The 22139-nt window shown below is 62.8% G+C and carries 23 protein-coding genes and 1 pseudogene; 16 read left to right on the forward strand and 8 right to left on the reverse strand.

Features of this window, described 5'->3' with window-relative positions:
- The first annotated feature begins 3 nt into the window (after window positions 1-3).
- From ACVJNE_RS03100 to ACVJNE_RS03150, 11 genes and pseudogenes are all read left to right on the forward strand, one after another.
- Window positions 4-1047 carry a flagellar hook-associated family protein gene (locus ACVJNE_RS03100; protein WP_499562848.1) on the forward strand — a complete coding sequence of 348 codons (1044 nt, stop codon included), beginning with the start codon at window positions 4-6 and terminating at the stop codon, window positions 1045-1047.
- Window positions 1048-1091: 44 nt separating this feature from the next.
- Window positions 1092-1439, forward strand: coding sequence for a flagellar biosynthesis regulator FlaF (gene flaF / locus ACVJNE_RS03105; protein ID WP_173193169.1), 348 nt, complete (start codon window positions 1092-1094; stop codon window positions 1437-1439).
- Entirely contained in the window at window positions 1436-1870 is a 435-nt protein-coding gene (gene flbT / locus ACVJNE_RS03110; RefSeq protein ID WP_499562850.1) for a flagellar biosynthesis repressor FlbT, read from the forward strand. Before flaF ends, flbT begins: the two co-directional genes overlap by 4 nt.
- Before the next feature lie 4 nt (window positions 1871-1874).
- Window positions 1875-2264, forward strand: a pseudogene (flgD, locus tag ACVJNE_RS03115) (flagellar hook assembly protein FlgD); the annotation flags it as partial.
- Window positions 2265-2338: 74 nt separating this feature from the next.
- Entirely contained in the window at window positions 2339-2605 is a 267-nt protein-coding gene (gene fliQ, locus ACVJNE_RS03120) for a flagellar biosynthesis protein FliQ (RefSeq protein ID WP_173193174.1), read from the forward strand.
- Between the two features lie 116 nt (window positions 2606-2721).
- A complete protein-coding gene (gene flhA, locus ACVJNE_RS03125; protein WP_499562852.1) occupies window positions 2722-4809 on the forward strand; it encodes a flagellar biosynthesis protein FlhA in 2088 nt (695 codons plus the stop codon).
- 11 nt (window positions 4810-4820) lie between these two features.
- The gene (gene fliR / locus ACVJNE_RS03130; RefSeq protein ID WP_499562854.1) at window positions 4821-5579 is read left to right on the forward strand and encodes a flagellar biosynthetic protein FliR; all 759 of its coding nucleotides are present in this window, start codon (window positions 4821-4823) and stop codon (window positions 5577-5579) included.
- A gap of 1 nt (window position 5580) precedes the next feature.
- Window positions 5581-5967, forward strand: coding sequence for a hypothetical protein (locus ACVJNE_RS03135; RefSeq protein WP_499562856.1), 387 nt, complete (start codon window positions 5581-5583; stop codon window positions 5965-5967).
- A gap of 65 nt (window positions 5968-6032) precedes the next feature.
- Window positions 6033-6596 carry a rod-binding protein gene (locus tag ACVJNE_RS03140; protein WP_368804850.1) on the forward strand — a complete coding sequence of 188 codons (564 nt, stop codon included), beginning with the start codon at window positions 6033-6035 and terminating at the stop codon, window positions 6594-6596.
- Between the two features lie 96 nt (window positions 6597-6692).
- Entirely contained in the window at window positions 6693-7043 is a 351-nt protein-coding gene (locus ACVJNE_RS03145; RefSeq protein ID WP_312860662.1) for a hypothetical protein, read from the forward strand.
- The gene (locus tag ACVJNE_RS03150; RefSeq protein WP_499562858.1) at window positions 7040-7552 is read left to right on the forward strand and encodes a hypothetical protein; all 513 of its coding nucleotides are present in this window, start codon (window positions 7040-7042) and stop codon (window positions 7550-7552) included. Before ACVJNE_RS03145 ends, ACVJNE_RS03150 begins: the two co-directional genes overlap by 4 nt.
- A 4-nt stretch (window positions 7553-7556) precedes the next feature.
- On the opposite strand, the gene ACVJNE_RS03155 is transcribed toward ACVJNE_RS03150, so the two are convergent.
- Window positions 7557-8330: a crotonase/enoyl-CoA hydratase family protein gene (locus ACVJNE_RS03155; RefSeq protein ID WP_499562860.1), complete on the reverse strand. Its 774-nt coding sequence runs from the start codon at window positions 8328-8330 to the stop codon at window positions 7557-7559.
- Window positions 8331-8664: 334 nt separating this feature from the next.
- On the opposite strand from ACVJNE_RS03155, the gene ACVJNE_RS03160 reads away from it, so the two are divergent.
- Window positions 8665-9084, forward strand: coding sequence for a MarR family winged helix-turn-helix transcriptional regulator (locus tag ACVJNE_RS03160; protein ID WP_499562862.1), 420 nt, complete (start codon window positions 8665-8667; stop codon window positions 9082-9084).
- Window positions 9085-9090: 6 nt separating this feature from the next.
- Here the strand turns inward: ACVJNE_RS03160 and ACVJNE_RS03165 are convergent, their stop codons facing one another.
- The 5 genes from ACVJNE_RS03165 to ACVJNE_RS03185 all read right to left on the reverse strand — a co-directional run bounded on the left by ACVJNE_RS03165 (window position 9091) and on the right by ACVJNE_RS03185 (window position 16637).
- Window positions 9091-10947, reverse strand: coding sequence for a feruloyl-CoA synthase (locus ACVJNE_RS03165; protein ID WP_499562864.1), 1857 nt, complete (start codon window positions 10945-10947; stop codon window positions 9091-9093).
- Between the two features lie 89 nt (window positions 10948-11036).
- On the reverse strand, window positions 11037-12932 hold the full coding sequence (locus ACVJNE_RS03170; RefSeq protein ID WP_499562866.1) for an acetyl/propionyl/methylcrotonyl-CoA carboxylase subunit alpha: 1896 nt from the start codon (window positions 12930-12932) through the stop codon (window positions 11037-11039).
- 4 nt (window positions 12933-12936) lie between these two features.
- On the reverse strand, window positions 12937-14106 hold the full coding sequence (locus ACVJNE_RS03175) for an acyl-CoA dehydrogenase family protein (RefSeq protein WP_499562868.1): 1170 nt from the start codon (window positions 14104-14106) through the stop codon (window positions 12937-12939).
- Window positions 14107-14154: 48 nt separating this feature from the next.
- Window positions 14155-15765 (reverse strand): acyl-CoA carboxylase subunit beta, encoded by a 1611-nt coding sequence (locus ACVJNE_RS03180; RefSeq protein WP_499562870.1) that lies wholly within the window; start codon window positions 15763-15765, stop codon window positions 14155-14157.
- On the reverse strand, window positions 15765-16637 hold the full coding sequence (locus ACVJNE_RS03185; protein WP_499562872.1) for an SDR family oxidoreductase: 873 nt from the start codon (window positions 16635-16637) through the stop codon (window positions 15765-15767). Before ACVJNE_RS03185 ends, ACVJNE_RS03180 begins: the two co-directional genes overlap by 1 nt.
- Window positions 16638-16764: 127 nt before the next feature.
- On the opposite strand from ACVJNE_RS03185, the gene ACVJNE_RS03190 reads away from it, so the two are divergent.
- Both ACVJNE_RS03190 and ACVJNE_RS03195 read left to right on the forward strand, forming a co-directional pair.
- Complete coding sequence (locus tag ACVJNE_RS03190) at window positions 16765-17046, forward strand: SCP2 sterol-binding domain-containing protein (protein WP_173193196.1); 282 nt, start codon at window positions 16765-16767, stop codon at window positions 17044-17046.
- Window positions 17047-17215: 169 nt separating this feature from the next.
- Window positions 17216-17539: a hypothetical protein gene (locus ACVJNE_RS03195; RefSeq protein WP_173193197.1), complete on the forward strand. Its 324-nt coding sequence runs from the start codon at window positions 17216-17218 to the stop codon at window positions 17537-17539.
- 25 nt (window positions 17540-17564) lie between these two features.
- On the opposite strand, the gene ACVJNE_RS03200 is transcribed toward ACVJNE_RS03195, so the two are convergent.
- Both ACVJNE_RS03200 and ACVJNE_RS03205 read right to left on the reverse strand, forming a co-directional pair.
- Window positions 17565-18083 (reverse strand): GNAT family N-acetyltransferase, encoded by a 519-nt coding sequence (locus tag ACVJNE_RS03200; RefSeq protein ID WP_499563206.1) that lies wholly within the window; start codon window positions 18081-18083, stop codon window positions 17565-17567.
- Window positions 18084-18355: 272 nt separating this feature from the next.
- A complete protein-coding gene (locus ACVJNE_RS03205) occupies window positions 18356-19489 on the reverse strand; it encodes a type III PLP-dependent enzyme (RefSeq protein WP_173193201.1) in 1134 nt (377 codons plus the stop codon).
- 536 nt (window positions 19490-20025) lie between these two features.
- Between ACVJNE_RS03205 and ACVJNE_RS03210 the strand changes: the two genes are divergently transcribed.
- Together ACVJNE_RS03210 and ACVJNE_RS03215 are read left to right on the forward strand one after the other, a co-directional pair.
- Entirely contained in the window at window positions 20026-21219 is a 1194-nt protein-coding gene (locus ACVJNE_RS03210) for an amidase (protein ID WP_499562875.1), read from the forward strand.
- A 2-nt stretch (window positions 21220-21221) separates the two neighbouring features.
- The gene (locus tag ACVJNE_RS03215) at window positions 21222-22121 is read left to right on the forward strand and encodes a LysR family transcriptional regulator (protein WP_499562877.1); all 900 of its coding nucleotides are present in this window, start codon (window positions 21222-21224) and stop codon (window positions 22119-22121) included.
- Window positions 22122-22139: the final 18 nt, after the last annotated feature.

Raw genomic sequence — 22139 nt, forward strand, 5'->3', positions numbered from 1 at the left:
ACTATGAAGGTCTCTTTCGTATCATCTCAGGCTATCACTCAGGCCATGCGCTATCAGCTGCTGCGCATGCAGTCCGATCTGATCGTCGCCCAGAAGGAAGCAAATACCTGGCGCGTGGCCGATGTCGGGCTGGCGCTGGGCGCACGCACTGGCGTGTCGGTTTCCCTCAACCGCGATATCGAAAGACTCAACGGACTGAAGGATTCCAATCAGCTCGCGGCATCGCGTCTGGAATCCACCCAGCTGGGCCTGCAGCAACTCACGGAAGCCGCGAACGACTTGCTGGCCGCATACACGACCGGCATTTCCGGCGCGTCCGACCCGGCTATCATCAAGCAGCAGGCAGATCAGGTGCTGGGCCTGATGTCGTCCGTGCTCAACAGCAATCTCAACGGCGAGCATCTCTTCGCCGGCATCAACACGGACGTTCAGCCGCTCAACGATTTTCTCGATCCGGCTTCACCGAACCGTGCCGCTTTCGATACGGCATTTTCCACCTATTTCGGCTTCCCGCCAAACGATCCGGCCGCCGCTGGCATCACCGACGCGCAGATGAACGACTTCCTGGACAACCAGGCAGCGCCGCAATTCTTTGGAGCCGGGTGGGACGACTGGTCGAACGCGACCGATCAGCAGATCACATCGCGCATCACGCTGACCGAGACCGCGCAGACTTCGGTTTCGGCAAACATTCCGGGCTTCCGCAAGCTGGCCATGGCGGCGGCGGTTGTTTCGGCAACATTTGACGGATCGATGAGCGAAGCAGCACGCACCGCGGCGCTGGATCGCGGCATCGCCTTGCTGGGTGAAGTGGTGAACGATCTCGCCAACCAGCAGGGCGCGACCGGCATCACGCAGCAGCGCATCGAGAGGGCAAACGATCGCATGTCCATGCAGGTCGACCTGTTCACCGAAAGCCTGACCGAGATGGAGGGTGTCGATCCCGCCGAGGCATCGACGAGGGTCAACAGCCTCCTCGCGCAGATCGAGATTTCCTATTCGTTGACGGCACGGCTGCAGCAGCTCAGCCTGCTTCGTTACCTGTAGGCGCAGACCTGGACGCGGAACAAGTCAGACAACACGGAAGACGCATGTATCAATTCTCCTACGCCGAAGTACAGACCGACTCCGTGGCAGACGCCAAGGATCGCGAAAGGCAGTTGCTGTCGCGGTCTATCGACCTGCTCGTCGAGGCGAGGGACAAGGGTACGAAGTCGATCGAATCCACAAGGGCGATCTATTTTCTCAACCGCGTCTGGACGACGTTCGTCGAGGACCTCGGCAGCGAGGACAACGAGCTGCCCCACGAGCTGCGCGCAAACCTGATTTCCATAGGCCTCTGGCTGCTGCGCGAGGCCGAAGAGGTCCGGCAGGGCCGCTCCGACAATTTCGAGGGGCTCATCGAGGTCTCGCAGATCATTCGCGACGGTATTCAATGAAGAATACGTTCAAGATCACGCTCAAGGCCAATGAGAAGATTTACATCAACGGCGCCGTCATCAAGACGGATCGCAAGGTCTCCCTCGAGTTCCTGAACGACGTTCAGTTCCTCCTCGAAGGCCATGTGCTTCAGGCCGAAGACGCAACCACGCCGCTCAGGCAGCTCTACTTCATCATCCAGATCATCCTGATGAATCCGGATGGCGCTCCCGAGGCGCGCGACATGCTTCGCCGGTCGCTGCCGCTGCTGCTTGCGTGTTTCTCCGACCACCAGATCCTTGCCTCGCTCAAGGACATCGACCGCCTCGTCAGCGAAGGCCACGTCTACGAAGCGCTGAAGGCGCTACGCGGCCTTTATCCGGCAGAGGCCAGAATTCTCGCCAACGAGGGCGCGCCGGTCGCGCCCCTCGTCCTCACCGCAGCGGAGTAGGACCATGAACATTTCGGCGATCACGAATACCATGGCGACCACGCAGAACGCTACGGGCACGCCGCAGTCGGTCGATTACAAGGCGTTCCTGCAGCTCCTGGTTGCCCAGATGAAGAACCAGGACCCGACGGCGCCGATGGATTCGACGGACTACGTCGCCCAGCTTGCAACCTTCTCGCAGGTGGAGCAGTCGGTCGAGATCAACAAGAAGCTCACCGAGATGCTGCAGGCGTCGACGATGGCTCAGGCGACCGGCCTTATCGGCAAGGTCGTCGAGAGCATGGACGGCGAAATCAGCGGCGTTGTGCGGCAGGTCGAAATCTATTCCGACGGGATCGTGGCCGTCCTGGATGACGGCGAAAAGCTGGCGATCACGCCCGGCGTCATCATCCGGGATGCGGATTACACCCCGCCGCCGGGAGACGAAACGCCCGGTGACGACGAACAGCCCGGCGACGAGCAGGCAGCGTGAACGAAGCCGACGCTCTCGACATCGCGCAGTATGCGGTCTGGACCGTCCTGACTGCATCCGGCCCGGCCGTGGCCGTGGCGATGTTCGTCGGTGTCGGTATCGCCTTCATCCAGGCGCTCACGCAGGTTCAGGAAATCACCCTCACCTTCGTGCCGAAGATCGTTGCGATCCTTCTGGCGGTCGCTTTTTCGGCTCCGTTCGTCGGCGCGCAGATTGCCGGCTTCACCAACGTGATGTTCCAGCGCATTGAGACGGGTTTCTGACCCAGCTCCGGCGCGCAGCCTTCCCACCTCATTTTCGCACAAGCTTGGCAGCATAGTCTCTGGCCGGCGGCGTGTGTGTTCGCGCACGCCCTTGAACAGGTAATGGTCGGTCAGGCATGGCACTCAGCGAAAGCGTATCCCTTCCGCAAGTCAAGAACTACGGTCGCGATATCGCGCTCGCGGTCGGCATCATCACGATCCTGTCGATCCTGTTTCTGCCGATTCCCCCATTTCTGATCGACTTCGGGCTTGCGCTTTCGATTGCCGTTTCCGTGCTGATCCTGATGGTGGCGCTATGGATGCAGCGGCCGCTCGACTTTACGTCGTTCCCCACGATCCTGCTGATCGTCACCATGTTGCGGCTCGCGCTCTCGATCGCGACAACGCGCGCAATCCTGTCGAATGGCGACGAGGGCACAAATGCCGCCGGCTATGTCATCGGCGGCTTCTCGAACCTCGTCATGGCCGGCGACTTCGTCATCGGCCTCATCGTCTTCCTGATCCTGATTACGGTGAACTTCATCGTGATCACCAAGGGCGCCACCCGCATCGCGGAAGTCGGCGCGCGCTTCACGCTCGACGCCATTCCCGGCAAGCAGATGTCGATCGACGCTGACCTCTCGGCCGGTGTCATCGACGACAAGGAAGCGCAGCGCCGCCGCCGCGAACTGGAGGAGGAAAGCTCCTTCTTCGGTGCCATGGACGGTGCCTCGAAATTCGTGCGCGGCGACGCTATCGCCGGCCTCATCATCACCGTCATCAACATCGTCGGCGGCATAGCGATCGGCTACACGCGCCATGGCATGGGCATGAGCGAGTCGGCCGACATCTTCGTCAAGCTGTCGGTGGGCGATGGTCTTGCCACCCAGATCCCTGCCCTGATTGTTTCGCTGTCGGCTGGCCTCGTCGTTTCAAAAGGCGGTACGCGCGGAGCCACGGACGAAGCCGTATTCGGGCAGCTCGGCGCCTATCCTCGGGCCCTGTCTGTTGCCGCGGTGCTGATGTTCGCTCTTGGCCTGATGCCCGGCCTGCCCGCCATCCCGTTCATGGCGCTTGCCATGTGCCTGGCTCTGATTGCTTACGTCATTCCGCTTCAGCGCAAGAAGCACGAAGATGCGCAGGCAGCGATCGAGAAAGAGCTGGAAGAAGCGAAACAGGAAGAAGAAAAGCAGTCGATCAAGTCGTCCCTCAAGACGGCCGAAATCGAGCTGCTGCTGGGCAAGCAGCTTTCCATGCGCCTGCTTGCATCCCATCAGGAACTTGCCTTCCGCATGGGCAAGATGCGCAAGAAATTCGCCACCCAGTACGGCTTCGTGGTGCCGGAGGTCAGGCTGACCGACGATTTCTCGATCCCGCCCAAGAGCTACCAGATCAAGGTTCATGGCACGGTCGTTGCCGAATATCATATGCGTGTTGGAGAGGTGACGGTCCTGCTGGGCAACGGCCCGCTCCCCGAGGTTCCCGGCGAGGAAGTGCGCGAGCCGGCCTTCGGCATGCGCGCCTATTCCGTTTCGGAGATGTTTGCCGAAGACCTGAAGCGCGAGCGATTCACCTATGCCGACAACATGTCGGTCCTGCTGACCCACCTCTCGGAGGTGATTCGCAACAACCTGCCGCAGCTTCTGTCCTACAAGGACATGAAGGCACTGATCGAGCGGCAGGATCAGGAATATCGCAAGCTGATCGACGAGGTCTGCACGTCGCACATTTCCTACCCCGGCCTGCAGGCGGTTCTGAAGCTGCTGCTGGCCGAACGCGTCTCGATCCGCAACCTGCACCTGATCATCGAGGCGATCGCGGAGATCGCACCGCATGTGCGCCGCACCGAGCAGATCGTCGAACACGTGCGAATCCGCATGGCGCAGCAGATTTGCGGGGACCTCACCGAAGGAGGCGTGCTTAAGGTGCTGCGGCTCGGCAATCGCTGGGACCTCGCATTCCATCAAGCACTGAAGCGCGACGCCAAGGGCGAGATCCGCGAGTTCGACATCGATCCACGGCTGCTGGAGGAATTCGGCAACGAGGCGACCAAGGCCGTGCGCAAGCACCTTGATGCCGGCGAGCGATTCGTGCTCGTCTCCGCGCCGGATGCCCGGCCCTATGTGCGCATGATCATCGAGCGGCTCTTCGCCACGCTGCCGGTGCTCTCCCACGTGGAGATCGCGCGTGGCGTTGAGGTGCGCGTCCTCGGTTCCATTTCCTAGGCACGAGGGAAATGCTGAACGGTCTCAACCTCGAGACGATCGTTTTTGCGGCATTCCTCGCCTTCTGCCGCATCGGCACATGCTTCATGCTGATGCCCGGTTTTTCGAGCGCGCGGGTGGCGATGCATGTGAGGCTCTTCGTTGCCCTCGCCGTCACCTGGGCATTGCTCGCGCACCTTTGGGGCTCCATCATCCCGCATCTCGACCGCGAGCCGGATCGCATGCTCCTGCTGGTGGCTTCGGAGATCCTGGTCGGCGCGACGATCGGCCTTGTCACGCGCTTCTATGTGCTGGCGCTTCAATTCGCCGGCTCGGCAATTGCCATGACCGGTGGCTTTGGCGGCATGTCGGGAACGGTCGTCGAGGAGAACGAGCCGCAAGCCGCGCTCACCGCGCTGATTACGCTCTGCGCCCTGCTTCTGCTGTTCGTGTTCGATTTCCACCATGAAATCCTGAAAGCTCTGATTCTTTCCTACGAAGCTGTCCCGGTTTCGGGGACGTTCGGTGCGCAATCGGCGCTGATCGACCTCGTCGACACCTTGTCGCAATCGTTCTACATCACGCTGAGACTCGCCAGCCCCTTCATCGCCTACGCGATCCTGGTCAATCTCGCCGTCGGCTTCGTAAACAAGCTAACGCCGCAGATTCCCGTCTATTTCGTCTCGATGCCGTTCCTGATCGCAGGCTGCCTCATCCTTCTATATTTCGGGATCGGTATCATGCTCAGCCTGTTCGTTGACGGGTTCATGCCCACGACGCTCGGAGGCTGAGGTGACGACACGCGCGGAAAGGTTGAAACGCCTCGTACGGCTGCAGCAGCAGATCAAGGCACTGCACGAGACGAAGCATGCGACGCACCTGTCCCATGCCGCAGCAGCCCGGCAGGAAGCGAGTGAGATGCTGGAGGCGCTCAATGCAGCCTCGCCAATGCCCGGCCTGTTTCCTGACCTCTATAACCGGCGAATCGGCGCCGCCATGGAACGCGAAGCACGGGAAAATGACCGGGCGCAGCAGGAAGCATCTCACGTGGCCACGGCCACTGCGCGCACCAACATCGTCGAGCGCGCCTATCGTGAGGCTTTTCGCCTGGAAGAGCGGGAAATCGCCGAGAAAGAGCAACTCGAAACCATCGAATGCAAGCTTTCCGACCCAAAGTAAGCCTGCCACAAGCTTGTCACGCCATATTCGCAAAATCGAAATCAACACGTTGGGAGGTCCTGCCTTTGGCGATTTCACCCCCAAGCGACATCGTGATGGATGTGGCGCGGGCGGCCGATCCTGCCGCCGCGCAAGCAGCACGGACGCGCCTTGCCTCGCTGGCGAGCCAGCGGGTCGACGCCGCCAGGTTCGAGCCGACGGGAACACCTTCGGCCACCGCCGCACGCATGCCTGCCGATCACAAGTCGCCGGCGGCCGACGCCTTCCAGAAGTTCGAAGCCGTCGTCCTGCAGACCTTCATCCAGTCCATGCTGCCGAAGGACACCGAATCCGTCTACGGACAGGGAATGGCCGGCGAGATGTGGCAATCGCTTCTCGCCCAGCAGCTCGGTGACGTGATGGCCGAGCGCGGCGGCATCGGCATCGCCAACCGCATCCTGGGCGACCATTACCGTGCCCAGGGCAAGTCAACGGTCGAGGGACCGGTGCGCGAGTCATCGCCGGAACGCGCGGAGCAAGATGCCCAGGAGATGCTCTCGGTTGCGCTGGTGCAGGAAATCCAGCGCATGACCGCCCAATCGATCGACGAGGAGCGCGCGATGCCGCCTTCCGTCACCAGCAGCCGCTAATTTCAGTCAGAGTCAGATGAGAAAAGCTCTATGCCAGACCACGCGGAATTCATGCAGCCAGAGGATCCGAATGAAGACAATTCGGGAGCAGCGCTCATGAATCTCTCTGCCATCCTTGGCCGCATCGAAGAAACCGTGGATGCCGAAACGGCAGCCATCCGTACGGATGTTCGTTTCGACATCAAGGCCTCGAACCTTCGCAAGAGCCGTTACCTTTATGAACTCAACAAGGCCGTTTCAGGCCTCGGCGCAACGGGGCTCGGCGACGAGCATCGTCACGGCATCATCCGTCTGCGCGAGAAGCTCTCGGCCAACGAGGCCGCGATCCTGGCTCATCTCAACGCTGTCACAGAGGTCGCTGCGCTGATGCAGGATGCAATTCAGCGCGCGGAAGCTGACGGCACATATACGGCCAGCGAGTTCGGCAGGATGGCCGAACAGCCATGATAAAGTTCATGGTCGCCGCCCTGTGGATCAGCATCGCCACCACCGGCGCGCTGCTCTATTCGTTCCAGTCGGCGCAAAAGCCGCAGGAAACGGCGGAAGCCGAGGCGACCGCGTTCCAGGGGCTCGACTATGTGAAAACCGGGATCATTTCGGTCCCGGTGTTCGATCGGGGAAAAGTCTACGGCTATTTCCTCGTGCGCCTCGTCTTCACCGCTGAAGGCAAACGGCTCGCCGCGCTCAAGCTTCCCGCCGAGGCGCTGCTGGCTGACCAGATCTACACGCAGCTTTACGCTAGCCCCGAGATCGATTTCACCAAGCGCGATGATCTGGATATCGATTCCTTCCGCGAAAGCATCCGCACGGGCGTCAACGAACGGCTCGGCGAAGAGCTTATTCGCGAGGTTCTGGTCGAACAGGTCGACTTCCTGCCGAAGGACGAAGCCGGTTCGAGCTCGATCAGCCAGTCCACCCCCACGCCGGTTTCCACAGCGGCCCCGACCGGCCACTGACAGGTCAGCCGAAGCGGGGCTTGCGCTTTTCCAGAAATGCCTTGAGCCCTTCCCGTGCGTCGGCACCGGTCTGCGACAGCGCCGCACTCAGGCTTTCCGTGTAGAGGCCGTCATCGTGCGACATGTTGCCGATGCGGGCGATCGACTGGATGATCAGGTAGTTGACCAGCGAGGCGTTGCCGGCGATCTCGCGCGCCAGCTCCTCGGCCCTGGCCAGAGCCTCGCCTTCACCAACCAGATGATGGGCAAGCCCCAGCCTACACCCCTCCTCGCCATTATAGCTGCGCCCGGTCAGCATCATCTCGGTCATCCTGTCCGGGCCGAGTATGCGACCCACCCGCACCGTCGCGCCGCCACCCACGAAGATGCCGCGCTTGCCTTCGGGCAGCCTGAAAACGGTCGACGGTTCCGCCACCCGCACATGCGCGGTACTGGCGATCTCCAACCCACCGCCCATCACGGCGCCGGAAAGGGCCGCAACCACCGGCACACCTGAAAACTGGATTGTGTCCATCAGCCGGTGCCAGCCGCGGGAGTGCTTCATCACCTGTTCGGGCTCACGCTGGACCTGCTCCGACAGATCCAGTCCGGATGAAAAGTGTCCGCCCGCTCCGCTGAGCACGATGGCACGAACCCCATCGGGAATGTCATTGAAGAAACCTCCGAGAGCCCGCAGAAGCGCGTCGTTGATCGCGTTTCGTTTTCCCGGACGGTTGATCACCAGGCGGGCGATCGGACCTTCCACGCAGGTCAGAAGTACCGGTTCGTCTTTTTTCATGGTTCTCCCGACAACGAGCCTTCACCGCATGACTTCCGGCTTAATCGCTCTTCCCTGGATTGTTTTGTTATATAACAATATAGCTGCTTTCCTGTCGCGCGTCGAGTGAGTTGCCTACAAATCGGGCATCTCGGCAAAACAAGTTTCACCCGGCCGTGAACGCGCATTACACTGGCTTACGCAGCCGCGATTCGAGCGTCGGCAACGCATGAACCGAATTCCGGTTGTTTCACCCAGGTCGCGGTTATCGCGGCAAACGGATTGAGGGTTCATGGCGGGTAAGAGCGAAGACGGAAAGAACGCAGGGTCGGGTGTTCCAGCCGGGATTCCGGAGATGGGCGAGATCGTCGGCTACAAGCTGCGGCGGGCCCAGCTCTTCGTTTTCCAGGACTTCATCGAAACCTTCGAGAAGATGAAGCTGCGCCCGGCCGAGTTCTCCGTACTTGCGCTCATTGCCCGCACACCGGGCCAGAAACAGACGGAGATCGCCGAACAGCTCGGCATAAAGCGGGCGAACTTCGTGGCGCTGATGGATAGCCTCGAACGGCGTGGTCTGGCCGAGCGGCGCAAGGCAGAAGGCGACAAGCGTTCGCACTCGCTGCACCTCACGCCCGAGGGCACCAGATTCGTCGACAAGATGAGCACCGTATGGCGCACGCATGAAGAACGCCTCGTCGAACGCCTCGGCGGGCCGGAAGCCCGCGCGACGCTGCTGGATTTGCTTGGCCGTCTCCTCGGTGAAAAACCGGCCTGACGCGGCTCAGCGTTTCGCCACGATCACGTGCGGTGGAGCGGGATCGGCGTAAAGGTCCTCCACCAGCGTCGCGCGCGCTTCCATCACCGCGCGCTGGTTGATCGATCCCTTGTCGGTCATTTCGTTCGCGTCCATCGCGGGTGGACTGTCGAGCACGATCGCGCGTGCGACGAGGTTCGAACTCCCGGTGGCTTGTTGCGCCATATGATCCAGCGCTCCGGAGATGGCGCTACGAACCGCTTGGCTTGCCGCCAGTTCCGCTTCCGTCGACTGCGCCAGAACGGGGCTCAACTTCCGCGCGGCATCGACATCCAGGAACAGCAGCGCGCCGATGTGATTGCGGTTGAGCCCTGTCAGCACCACGTCTCGCACCAACGGTGCACAACCGCGGATCAGAGCGCCGCGCACAGCGGCCATGTTCACCCAGGTGCCGGTCGACAGTTTGAAATCTTCCGACACGCGGCCGTCGAAGAGTAGCCCCTTGTTGGGCTCTTCCGGATCCACGAATTTCAGCGCATCGCCGATACGGTAGAAGCCCTCGTCGTCGAAGCATTCGGCGGTTTTTTCCGGCTGACGCCAGTAGCCCGGAGTGATGCTCGGGCCGCGCATGCGCACCTCAAGCTTCTCGCTTGCAGGAACCAGCTTGAGTTCCAGCCCGGGAGCCGGCAAGCCGACTTCGCCGGGCCGCGTGACCGGCCATGTCGTCGTCGAGGCGAAGGGCGCGGTCTCGGTGGAACCGTATCCGGTCACGATCATGATCTTCTCGCCGGCAGCCTCCTGCGCCAGCCGCTCCAATGCGTCCCAGACGTGCTGAGCCAGCCCCGCACCGGCGTATTGAAGTAATTTAACGCGCGAGAAGAACGTCTTCCGCAATCGCTCGTTCGCCGAGAGATGCTCGCTCAGCATCTCGTAGCCTTTCGGCACGTTGAAATAGAGTGTCGGCGCGATTTCCTCGAGATTGCGGACCGTCCGGGCAATGCCGGCAGGCGTCGGTGCGCCGTCATCGATGTAGAGCGTTCCGCCATTGTAGAGCGCGATGCCGTAATTGTGGTTTCCGCCAGCGGTATGGTTCCACGGCAGCCAGTCGACCATGACAGGCGGTTCGTCGCGCAGGAATGCGAGCGCCGTCGCGATCATCTCCTGATTGCAGCACAACATGCGCTGGGTGTTGATCACCGCCTTTGGCATACCGGTGGAGCCGGACGTAAACAGGAACTTGGCGATCGTGTCCCCGCCGACCGCCGCGTTGGCGCGCGCAACTGCATCGGTAGGTTTTGTTGCAAGCATGTCGTCGAAGCTTGCCGCCGTCAGCCCTTCGACCGGCGCTCGGGCGAAAACAAGCTGCATGTCCTCTGTAAGAACAGCCCGAACCGCCTTCTCGAAGGGCTGTCCATCCGCCGCGAAAACCAGACCCGGCGTCAGCAGTCCGAAGATGTGCCTGAGCTTTGAATGATCGGTCGAAACCAGCGAATAGGCCGGAGACACGGGCGCGAACGGCACCCCTGCCATCATGCAGCCGAGCGCAATCAGCCCGTGCTCGATGCCGTTGCCGGAAAGGACAACGACAGGTCTGTCTGCATCGAGATTGAGATCGAGAACATACTGCGCAATGGCGCGGGCATGTTCTCTGGCCTCACGGTAGCTGCAATGCCGCCACTGCCCGTCAGGGCCACGATCAGCGAGGAAGGTACGTTCGGGCGCTTCGTCGGCCCAACGGTCGAGACAGTCGATCATGGAGCGCGGATAGGGGCCGAGTTCTTGCCTCGACCGCAACACGGCGGCGCCGGCGGCGCGGCGCTCCATATCCACCGCCAGCGCGCCCATGCGCACCGGACGCATGCCCGGAACGGACACGATCGGCATCAGGCTCCTCCCGATATTGTTATTCATCATAACAATATAGAACCAAAGACTCAAGATGCGTTCATGTTGGCAGGAACTTCGACACGCGGCTATTCCGGGGCGGCAATCTCGATGACGACCTCACCAGCCCGCACCTGATCGCCAGCAGCGGCCTTCACGGCTCCTACGACACCATCCATGCGGGCTGTCAGCGCGGTTTCCATCTTCATGGCCTCCACGATGCCGACGACGGTGCCAGAGCGGACGGTATCGCCGACGGCAACGTCGACGCGCCGCAACAGGCCGGCGACGGGTGATACCACCGCCCGGCCGTCGGCAGCCGCAGCATCGCGCTGCATCGGGTCCGGTTCGTCGAACCGGAACGTTCGGCCCGCCCGATCAATCCACAACATACGGCCTTCCCGCACATGCGCCGAGCCATGCCTCTCGATTGACGACGCGGCGATATTCGCCTCACCGATGTCTACCGAAACCAGTCGCCTCCGCTCGAAAACGGCCGCGCACTCCTTGGTCGTCTCGCCCACACGAAGCGTGATAGGGCAACGCCTGCGCCCGGTCGAAGAAAACCAGTCGTCGCCGTCCGCGAGCGCCAGAACAGAAACGGCAGCGGCAAAATCCTCGTCCGCCGGCGTAATCGTCGGCCGCTCTGCCGCATCCAGCACACCCGTTGTCATCGCGCCGCTGCCGAATACCTCACTTTCGAGCAGTTCGAGAAGAAAGCGTCGGTTGGAAACCACACCAAGCAGAGGGGTCGCGCGAAGCGCCCGGGCGAGCGTCGCGACCGCCTCCTCGCGCGTTGCGGCATGGGCGATCACCTTGGCAATCATCGGATCGTAGAACGGCTTGACCTCCCCGCCTTCGTCGATGCCATGGTCGACCCGCACCCCCGGGATCGTCGCCGCTTGCGGGCGCCAGTAGAGTACCTTGCCTGTCTGCGGTGCGAAACCGGCAGCCGGGTCTTCCGCGCACAGGCGTACCTCGATGGCATGCCCCGAATAATTGATTGCCTCCTGCGCAAGCGGCAGCGGCTCGGCGGCCGCCACCCGCAATTGCCACTCCACGAGATCGAGCCCGGTGACCATCTCCGTAACGGGATGCTCGACCTGCAGCCTCGTGTTCATCTCGAGAAAGAAGAAAGTGCGATCGGACCCGACGATGAACTCCACCGTCCCCGCCCCTGCATAGTTCACTGCACGAGCCGCTTCCACGGCCGCCTTGGTCATGGCCTGGCGCATCGGTGCATCGACGAAAGGCGACGGCGTCTCTTCGATGATCTTCTGGTGCCGTCTTTGCGTGGAGCAGTCACGCTCGCCGAGATGAACGACGGTGCCGTGATTGTCGGCAAACACCTGCACCTCGACGTGCCGCGCATCCTCGATCAGCTTCTCGAGCAGCAGTCTGTCGGAGCCGAAGGCCGCGGCGGCTTCGTGGCGCGCGCTCTCCAGCGCGCCTGCAAGCTCACCAGCGGAACCGACACGGCGCATGCCGCGACCTCCACCGCCTGCGGACGCCTTTACGAGCACCGGAAAACCGATGCGTTCGGCTTCGACTGCGAACGTTGCGTCCGACTGGTCGTCGCCATCATAGCCCGGCACCACCGGCACGCCTGCCGCGCGCATCAATGCCTTGGCGTTTGCCTTGTCGCCCATCGCGCGGATAGCCCCAACCGGCGGACCGACGAAAACAATACCCGCCGCCAAGCAGGCTTCAGCGAAATCCGCATTCTCGGACAGAAAGCCGTAGCCGGGATGGATCGCATCCGCTCCGTACTGTCTGGCCGCCTCGATGATCGCCTCGACCCGCAGGTAAGACTGCGCGGCCGGCGCCGGGCCGATGTGCACGGCGCGGTCGGCCATGCGCACATGCAACGCATCCGCATCCGCGTCGCTGAAGACCGCGACGGTGCCGATACCCATTCGTTTCGCGGTGCGGATTATGCGGCAGGCGATCTCGCCGCGATTGGCGATGAGAAGGGTGCGGATCATCGGCTCAATTCGGCCTTGCCTTGTTGCTTGTGCCCGGCAGCGTACCCTCGAGCTTGGCGATGATGCCGAGCATGATTTCGTCCGCTCCGGCGCCGATGGAAACCAGCCGCGTGTCGCGATAGGCCCGGCTGACCGGATTGTCGGCCGTGTAGCCCATGCCGCCCCAATATTGCAGGCAGGCGTCGGTGAGTTCGCGTGCCAGCCGGCCGGTCTTGAGCTTGGCCATGGAGGCGAGCCGCGTGACGTCGGCGCCCGCTACATATTGCTCGATCGCGCTCCACGTCAGCGCGCGCAGTGCCTCGACCTCGGTGCGCAATTCGGCTAGCCGGAAGTGGACGACCTGATTGTCCAGCACCGGCTTGCCGAAAGTCTTGCGGTCGCGTGTGTAGTCGATGGTGAGGTCGATGAGCCTATCGAAACCCTTCAGCGCGCTCGCCGCCGCATAGAGCCGCTCTTCCTGGAACTGCAGCATCTGCATCATGAAGCCACCGCCCTCCTGACCGATCAGGTTGCGGCGCGGCACCCGCACCTCGTCGAAGAAGAGTTGCGCGGTGTCGGAGGAGTGCATGCCGATCTTTTGGATCTTCTGCCTCGTGATGCCCTTGGTATCCATCGGCACGCAGATCAGCGACTTGTTCTGATGCACCGGCCCTTCCGACGTGTTTGCAAGCAGGCAGCACCAGTCCGCCTTCATGCCGTTGGTGATCCACATCTTGGTGCCGGAAATGACATAGTCGTCGCCGTCCTTGCGCGCCGTCGTCTTGACCGCCGCGACGTCCGAGCCGCCGCCGGGCTCGGAAACGCCGAGGCAACCGACGACGTCACCCGCAATCGAAGGCGCCAGGAAGTCCTCCTTTACCGTGTCGGAGCCGAAGCGATTGAGCGCCGGCGTACACATATCCGTGTGAACCCCGATCGCCATGGGCACGCCGCCGCAATGCACGAGCCCCAGTTCCTCCGCCATTACCATCGAATAGGAAAAGTCGAGGCCGAGGCCACCGTAGGCGGGGTCGTACTTGATGCCGAGCAGCCCGAGATCGCCTAGCTTCTTGAACAGCTCATGGGACGGAAATTCTTCCGCCGCCTCCCACGCATCCACATGCGGATTGATTTCCGTCTCGACGAACTTCGCCACGGTGCGGCGCAAGTTCTCGTGCTCGGCCGTGAATTGCATCTGGTTCCTCCCAAGATTTCCACTGGCGCCCGCTACGCGGATCGTTCCTTACCCACGCGCAACACCGAAAGCATTCGGACGCAGCGTCCGCCGTTCGCCTTCCGCCGCGATCGAGAGACAGAGCCCCAGCACACGCCGCGTGTCGCGCGGATCGATAATGCCGTCATCCCACAGCCGCGCGGTGGCGAAGAGCGCACCGGACTGCGCCTCGATGCCCGCGCGGATCATGCCGCTCTGTTTTGCCAGTGCTTCCTCGTCAACCTCGACGCTCTCCCGCGCAGCCTTGCCGCGCGCGACGATTTCCATGACCTTCGCTGCCTGCTCGCCGCCCATGACGGCGGTGCGCGCCGACGGCCAGGAAAAGATGAAGCGCGGCGAGAAACCACGCCCGCACATGCCGTAATTGCCGGCACCAAAGGATCCACCGATGAGAATCGTGAACTTCGGCACCCGGGCGTTGGCGACGGCCTGAATCATCTTGGAGCCGTGCTTGATCGCGCCCTCACGCTCGGCCACCGACCCGACCATGTAGCCCGTAGTGTTCTGCAGGAAGACGAGCGGCGTTCCTGTCTGGTCGCAGAGCTGGATAAACTGCGCCGCCTTCAGCGAGCCCGACGGCATGATCGGCCCGTTATTGGCCAGGATGCCGACCCTTGCGCCCTCGATCGCCGCATGTCCGCAAACAGTATCAGGCGCATAACCGGCCTTGAACTCAAGGAAATCGGAGGCATCGACAATCCGAGCGATGATCTCCTTCATGTCGAACGGAGATTTCTCCTCCGCCGGCACGATCCCCAGGAGGTCTTCTTGATCGAACAGCGGTTCCGGTGCCGCGCTGCGATCCGGCAGCCCGTCCCAGGTGAGATGCTCCATGATCGACCGGCCATAGGCCAGCGCTTGTGCGTCGTCCTCGGCGACATATTCGCCAAGCCCGGTGACGCTGCCGTGCAGGTCGGCTCCGCCCAGCGACTCGTCGTCGGCGTCCTCGCCGATTGCCGCCTTCACCAGCGGCGGCCCTGCAAGGAAAATCTTGGAGCGCTTGCGTACCAGCACGACATAGTCGGACAGCCCCGGCAGGTAGGCACCGCCGGCGGTCGACGACCCGTGAACGATAGCGACCTGCGGAATGCCGGCCGCTGACAGGCGGGCCTGATTGGCAAAGGACCTGCCACCTTCGACGAACATCTCCGCCTGATAGAGCAGGTTCGCGCCGCCGCTTTCGACCAGATAGATCAACGGCAGGCGATTTTCGAACGCGATCTCATGGAGCCGCAGCGACTTCTTGAGCCCGATCGGCGGGATCGTGCCGCCCTTGATGCCGCTGTCGGAAGCAGAGACGATGCAGCGCCGGCCGCCGACGACGCCGATGCCCGCGATCGTTCCACCGCCCATGATGTTCCTGCCGCCATCATCGTCGTGCATCCGGTAGCCGGCGAGCGTCGACAATTCGAGGAACGGCCGGCCGCGATCCAGCAGGCGTTCGACGCGCTCGCGCGGCAACAACTGCCCCCGCTCGTCGAAACGCGTCTTCCTCGAAGCGGAATTCTGGCGAACCGCCTCTTCCAGGCGTCTAACCTCGGAAAGCTTTTCGCCCATTGCCAGCGCATTGGCACGGAAGGCATCCGAGCGCGTGTCCAGTGCCGATGCGAGCGCCGGCATCAGCCTTCCTCGTCCGCAAGCACGGCGGGCATGACGGCACGATGAAACCCGTCGAACGGCTTCGTAGCCCGTCCCTTGCCCAGCGGGAACAGGGCTGAGCCGAGCGGCGCGCCGCCATCTATCGGGATCGTGACGCCAGTGACGAATGCGGCGGCAGGAGACAGCAGGAAGCAGATGACGGAAGATACCTCAGCCTCCATCGCCAGCCGCCCGAGCGGCACGTGATTCTTGAGCTGCGGAATAAGTGTGCGCGTCATGCCGTCATAGGTGTCCATGCCCGACGACGCCACCCAGCCCGGCGCAACGCAATTGATCCGCACGCCTGCATGCGCCCATTCATAGGCAGCGGTCCTGGTCAGGTTCACCATGCCCGCGCGCGCGGCGCCCGAATGCGCCATGCCCGGCATGCCGCGCCACATGTCGGCGGCCATGTTCACCATCGCGCCACCATGTGCCTGCATGGATTGCACGAACACCTCGCGCATGACGAGGAAGCCGCCGGTGAGATTGGTCGCGACGACGGCATCGAAACCCTTCTTCGAGATGCTCTGCATAGGTGCGGGAAACTGGCCGCCGGCATTGTTCACGAGACCGTGGAGCTGGCCGCGTTCCGACACGATTGCCGCGATCGCATCGCGCACCGCATCCTCGTCGCGTATGTCGAATGCTGCGGTCGACACCTGCCCGCCGTCGAGGGCAATCTCGTCCGCCACGGCATCGAGCTTGTCCTGCTTGCGCCCCGTCAGGACGACATGCGCCCCCAGGCTCGCCAGCTCGTGGGCGACACAACGACCGATACCGCTGCCCGCACCGGTGACGATGTGGGTCTCGCCTGCGAAACAATCCTTGCGCAGCACGCTGCGGTAGCCCACCGTGGCCTCCTCCCATTGGCGGTTCGAGGAACGCTAAATCACGTTGACGTAAACGTCAATCGCCTGCTATCTGAACCCACCTGTAAACAGCGGCCTCTCGTCGGGCCGCCTCCGAAGGAGATGATCCATGAGCCTTGACGCCATTGCAGACAAGATTCGCGAACGCGTCGCGGGAAGCGGCTTCGACAAATCGGTCAAGTTCGACCTGGGCGATGACGGTGTCATCGTGATCGACGGCCAGTCCGTGTCCACCGAAGATTCCGGCGCCGATTGCACCATCACCATGTCCAAGGACGATTTTCTGGCCCTCACCTCGGGCGATCTCAACCCGACCATGGCGTTCATGCAGGGCAAGCTGAAGGTCGAGGGCGACATGTCGATCGCCATGCAGCTCAGCCAGGTGCTCTGATCGCATAGACCTCCAGTTTCCCGAAGAAAAAAGGCGGCCTCGGCCGCCTTTTTTCTTGTATGCCCATCCTGATAAGCAAATATTTTGCGTCCCCCTAAGGCGTCGCTTCCCGGCCGCTTGAAAGTGCCGTAGAAGCCGGATGCAATTGTGCATTCTGGGGTGTGATTTCATGTTTTCTTTCAAATACATGTCGCTGGCGGCGGTCGCCGTTCTGATGCCGGCTGGGGCATTTGCGGACGATCTCGTATTTCGCTTCGACAACAACAGCAGCTACACGGTCGTCGAACTCTACGCGTCACCCAGTGATGTCGGCGAGTGGGAGGAGGATATCCTTGGCCGCGATGTGCTAGAATCGGGAGAATCCGCTCGCGTGACGATCGCCGACGGCCGCAGGGCTTGCGAATACGACCTTCGCGTTGTGTTCGAAGATGGCGACAGCATCGAGGACACGACGGATCTTTGCGAAACGGAAAGCTACGCGGTCACCGACTAGACTCCGACGCACGTCATGAGCCCGCTTACGCAGCCCGCGCCATCGGCGCGGGCTTTGCCTTGCGGCCGGAAGCCTTGAGCACCCCGCTGGCGCCGTCCAGTGCGCCATCCACCAGTTCCAGCGCCAGGAAGCGCTCGCGCTCGTAGGGCCCGGGCATTGCGAGCTTGCCGGTCTTCTCGCTGGAGAAGCCGAAACGGCTGTAATATGCGGCATCGCCCACCAGCAGGATGGCGCTGTGGCCGAGCCGGGCAGCCTCGCCGATGGCATGGCGCATCAGCGCCGAACCGATCCCGGCAGACTTGACCGCGGGATCGACGGCGAGCGGGCCGAGCAGAAGCGCGGCAGGACCGCCCTCGCCGGCGCGGACGTTCCACAGTCGCACCGTCCCTACCAGTGTGCCGTCGCCATCCTTCGCGACAAGGTCGAGCCCTTCCGAAGGCCTGCGGCCGCGGCGCAGCTTTTCAGAAGACTTGCGCCGGCGGCCCGGACCCATGGCACGATCGAGCAACGCTTCGCGGGCCGCCACATCGTCGGCGCGTTCCATGCCGATGACATAGGTGCCCCCCTCATCCGGCGCTGTGCGCGAGCCAGTATCCTCCCCGTGGGAAGAACAGGGCGCAATCGCCGCCGGCCTCTCCTCCCCCCGGGGGAGAAGCGGGCGCGAAACGTCGGATGAGGGGGTGATCATGCCGGCATCGGCCAGCAGATTCATGAAGTCCATCTCTGCAATCCTTCACAAGCGGACATCAATTCCACGAGCAATGCCGGGCGGGCGCATGCGCCCGCCGCAGCAGGATCCGAGGCAGGCTCGCTGCCTCAGATCACGTAGGATCGCAGAGGTTCGAAGCCGTTGAACGCCACTGCCGAATAGGTGGTGGTGTAGGCTCCGGTGCCTTCGATCAGCACCTCGTCGCCGATCGTCAGCGACAGCGGCAGCGGATAGGGCGTCTTCTCGTACATCACGTCGGCGGAATCGCAGGTCGGACCGGCGAGCACGCAGGGCGCAACTTCGCCGCCGTCATGCGGCGTCACGATCGGATAGCGGATCGCCTCGTCCATCGTTTCGGCAAGCCCGCCGAACTTGCCGATGTCGAGATAGACCCAACGCACATTGTCGTTGTCGGCCTTGCGCGAGATCAGCACGACCTCCGACTTGATGACACCGGCGTTGCCGACCATGCCGCGGCCCGGCTCGATGATCGTCTCGGGCAGGCGATTGCCGAAGTGGCGCGACAGCGCGCCGAAAATGGCTTCGCCGTAGGCCTGTGCGGTCGGCACATCCTTGAGGTAACGCGTCGGGAAGCCGCCGCCCATGTTGACCATGCGTAGCACGATGCCTTCCTCGGCAAGCGTCGCGAACACGGCCTTGGCATCGCCCAGCGCCTTGTCCCAGGCCGACAGGTCGGTCTGCTGCGAACCCACATGGAAGGAAACTCCATAGGCGTCGAGGCCAAGCGCATGGGCGTGGCGCAACACGTCGATGGCCATGGCCGGCACGCAACCGAACTTGCGCGACAGCGGCCACTCGGCGCCCTCGCCGTCGGTCAGCACGCGGCAGAACACCTGCGCGCCGGGCGCTGCCCGCGACACCTTCTCCACTTCCTCGACGCAGTCGACGGCAAACAGCCGGACGCCGAGCTCGAAGGCGCGTGCGATGTCGCGCTCTTTCTTGATGGTGTTGCCAAAGCTGATTCGTTCAGCGGGCGCGCCGGCATCCATCGCCATCTCTATCTCGGCGACCGAAGCGGTGTCGAAGGACGAGCCGAGGCCTGCGAGCAGACGCAGGATCTCCGGCGCCGGGTTGGCCTTGACGGCGTAGTAGATCTTCGAGCTCGGCAGGGCGCGCTCGAAGGCGTGGAAATTGTCGCTCACGACATCGAGATCGACGACCAGGCAGGGGCCGGCCGGACGTCGGGTGGCGAGGAAGTCGAGGATGCGCTGCGTGGCCATGGGTTTCTCCGATCGCGGCACAGGCCGCTTCATCTCAAGCTCCCGTCTTCGGCGCGCGGCCACGGACGGGCGGTGGACAAAGGGCGCGATGCGTCGGCTCAGGGTCCAGCCGGTGGAGTCACCGGACCATGAAAACGCGCGTCACGCGGCGGTGAGCCATCGCCTTGCGGCGGTTGCTCGCTTTGTCTGCCTCAGCTTTGGAGAAACCCTCCGCACTGCCGGCAATGAAGGTGTGCCTCTTCAGTAACCCCGGTCTTTGGACGACCGGCAGAACACCAGAAAGGCCCGCACCGTCGTTGCTTCAAGGTGTCCTCGGTTCAGGCGGTTGGCCGTCTGACCGACTGGAGTGGTTGGCTCCAGGTACCTTACCGTTTTCCTCACCGAACGAGGGGACGGCGGACACCCACAGGCACGTGCGACTTTGGGCAAGCGCGATATATGGATAAGTGCTGTCACAATCAACGTATTTTTCAGCTGCGCTTGAAAAAAAATAATCGTTGAACGAAGCTGCACGCACTGTCTCCTGAGGTCGAACAATGCCGAACCCCCCTGATCCCTTCAACGCGTTTCTCGATCATTCCGATGCGCCCGCGGCGAACGCCACAGACGGGCCGCTGGCGGGTCTGACGCTTGCGGTGAAGGACATCTACGATATTGCAGGCCAGCGCACGGGTGGCGGCAATCCACAGAAGCTTGCGGAAGCGCCGGTCGCCGAAGAGACGGCTCCGTCGATCCAGCGTTTGCTGGATGCCGGGGCGCGATTCGTCGGCCGCACGCAGACGGATGAACTGACTTTCTCCTTGATGGGGCAGAACGCGCATTATCCCGAGCCGGTGAATCCGGCCGCCCCCGACCGCGTCACCGGCGGTTCATCGTCAGGCTCTGCCGCGGCGGTGGCCGGCGGCCTCGCCGACATCGCGATCGGTTCTGACACCGGCGGCTCCATACGCGCACCGGCAAGTTTCTGCGGCCTGATCGGCCTTCGCCCGACCCACGGCCTCATCTCGCTTGACCATGCGATGCCGCTCGCGCCTTCCTTCGATACGTTCGGCTGGTTCACCAGGGACATCGCCACCTACGAACGCGTGGCCAATGTGATGCTGCCTACCGACAACACCACACGACAGCACCACTTTCTCAACCTGGCATCACTGGACGCCCTGACGCTTGGCGACAGGGAAGCGACGGAATATGCGCGCATGGTGGACATTATCGCCGCCACCCTCGATGTACCCCGCGAGGCGCCGCCGCTCGTGCAGGAGATTGACGATCTCTACTGGTCGTTCCGCAAGCTCCAGGCCCATGAAGCATGGGCCACCCATGGCACTTGGATTTCGGCTGGCGAACGCGGGCTCGGCCCCGGCGTCAAGGATCGTTTCGAGTTCGGTTCGAAGGTAACCGACGCGACGGCCTCGGAAGAATCGGAAAAGCGGGGCGCCTTCCGCGACGAACTCGACGAACTGCTCGGCGACGACGGCATCCTCTTGCTTCCAACGGTGCCGGGAGCAGCGCCGCGCAAGGATCTCGGCTTCGACGATCTTCAGGCCTATCGCGAGCGCGCTTTGCGATTGCTGTGCCTGTCGGGCCTGTCGGGCTTCCCGCAAATCACGATCCCTCTTGGCAAGGTCGACAATGCGCCTTTCGGCATCTCGCTGCTCGGCCCGGCGGGAGCGGACCGGCAATTGATCGAGCTCGCCCGCACCATCCTCACCGCCGCAGGGAAGCACTAGCCATGGATACGCTGACACGGATGCGCGCCTTCATCGAGGTGGTGGAGGCCGAGGGTTTCTCGGCGGCCGCTCGCAAGATCGGGCGTTCGAAGGCGCTCCTGTCAAAATATGTCCGCGAACTGGAGGACGAGCTGGGCGCGCTGCTCCTCAACCGCACGACGCGGCAATTCTCGCTGACGGAGGCCGGGCACACCTACTACAAGCGCGCTTCCGAGATCGTGCGCGAAATCGACAGCCTTTCGGATACGGTTCGCGATTCGTCGGGCGACGTGCGGGGACGCATCAAGATCACCGCGCCGCGCACCTTCTCCGACGCCCCGATCGGCCATTCCCTGATCGATTTCGCCAAGGCCTATTCCGACATCGTGCTCGATGTGCATCTCGACGATCGTTTCGTCGACCTGGTCGAGGAGGGCTTCGATCTGGCGATCCGCATCACGCGGCTTGAGGATTCCTCCATGATCGCGCGCCGGCTGGCGCCCTTTGCCCTGAATATCTGCGCATCGCCGGCCTTTCTCGAAGAACACGGCAAACCGGAAAAGCCGCAGGACCTCGCCCGCATGCCGTGCATCATCGACACCAACGGCAGGTGGCTGTCCAACTGGCCGTTCATGCGCGAGAACGGCGAGATGTTCTCGGTGGCCGTCTCCGGCCCGCTGGAGGCCAACAGCCCGCTGACGACGCGTGCCGCCGCTATCGCCGGCCTGGGGTTTGCCCCGCTCCCGGATTTCATTGCCGCCCCCGCGCTGGAGAGCGGCCAACTCGTTACGGTGCTGGAAGAATGGGTACCGCGCGGCGGTGGCATCTTTGCGGTTTACCCGCACCGCCGCTACCTGCCGGCAAAGATCAGGGTATTCGTCGACTTTCTGGCCCAGTGGTTCAAGCAGCATGAACAGGATTGATTCTGCGAAACAAATGCA

The organism is Mesorhizobium sp. DxT (genome assembly GCF_058448885.1).

Excerpts from the sequence above, each read along its gene's own strand:
- ACVJNE_RS03100 (WP_499562848.1), top strand. The coding sequence starts at position 4 with ATGAAGGTCTCTTTCGTATCATCTCAGGCTATCACTCAGGCCATGCGC.
- flaF (WP_173193169.1), top strand. The coding sequence starts at position 1,092 with ATGTATCAATTCTCCTACGCCGAAGTACAGACCGACTCCGTGGCAGAC.
- flbT (WP_499562850.1), top strand. The coding sequence starts at position 1,436 with ATGAAGAATACGTTCAAGATCACGCTCAAGGCCAATGAGAAGATTTAC.
- flhA (WP_499562852.1), top strand. The coding sequence starts at position 2,722 with ATGGCACTCAGCGAAAGCGTATCCCTTCCGCAAGTCAAGAACTACGGT.
- fliR (WP_499562854.1), top strand. The coding sequence starts at position 4,821 with ATGCTGAACGGTCTCAACCTCGAGACGATCGTTTTTGCGGCATTCCTC.
- ACVJNE_RS03145 (WP_312860662.1), top strand. The coding sequence starts at position 6,693 with ATGAATCTCTCTGCCATCCTTGGCCGCATCGAAGAAACCGTGGATGCC.
- ACVJNE_RS03150 (WP_499562858.1), top strand. The coding sequence starts at position 7,040 with ATGATAAAGTTCATGGTCGCCGCCCTGTGGATCAGCATCGCCACCACC.
- ACVJNE_RS03155 (WP_499562860.1), bottom strand. The coding sequence starts at position 8,330 with ATGAAAAAAGACGAACCGGTACTTCTGACCTGCGTGGAAGGTCCGATC.
- ACVJNE_RS03160 (WP_499562862.1), top strand. The coding sequence starts at position 8,665 with ATGGGCGAGATCGTCGGCTACAAGCTGCGGCGGGCCCAGCTCTTCGTT.
- ACVJNE_RS03165 (WP_499562864.1), bottom strand. The coding sequence starts at position 10,947 with ATGCCGATCGTGTCCGTTCCGGGCATGCGTCCGGTGCGCATGGGCGCG.
- ACVJNE_RS03170 (WP_499562866.1), bottom strand. The coding sequence starts at position 12,932 with ATGATCCGCACCCTTCTCATCGCCAATCGCGGCGAGATCGCCTGCCGC.
- ACVJNE_RS03175 (WP_499562868.1), bottom strand. The coding sequence starts at position 14,106 with ATGCAATTCACGGCCGAGCACGAGAACTTGCGCCGCACCGTGGCGAAG.
- ACVJNE_RS03180 (WP_499562870.1), bottom strand. The coding sequence starts at position 15,765 with ATGCCGGCGCTCGCATCGGCACTGGACACGCGCTCGGATGCCTTCCGT.
- ACVJNE_RS03190 (WP_173193196.1), top strand. The coding sequence starts at position 16,765 with ATGAGCCTTGACGCCATTGCAGACAAGATTCGCGAACGCGTCGCGGGA.
- ACVJNE_RS03195 (WP_173193197.1), top strand. The coding sequence starts at position 17,216 with ATGTTTTCTTTCAAATACATGTCGCTGGCGGCGGTCGCCGTTCTGATG.
- ACVJNE_RS03200 (WP_499563206.1), bottom strand. The coding sequence starts at position 18,083 with ATGGAACGCGCCGACGATGTGGCGGCCCGCGAAGCGTTGCTCGATCGT.
- ACVJNE_RS03205 (WP_173193201.1), bottom strand. The coding sequence starts at position 19,489 with ATGGCCACGCAGCGCATCCTCGACTTCCTCGCCACCCGACGTCCGGCC.
- ACVJNE_RS03210 (WP_499562875.1), top strand. The coding sequence starts at position 20,026 with ATGCCGAACCCCCCTGATCCCTTCAACGCGTTTCTCGATCATTCCGAT.
- ACVJNE_RS03215 (WP_499562877.1), top strand. The coding sequence starts at position 21,222 with ATGGATACGCTGACACGGATGCGCGCCTTCATCGAGGTGGTGGAGGCC.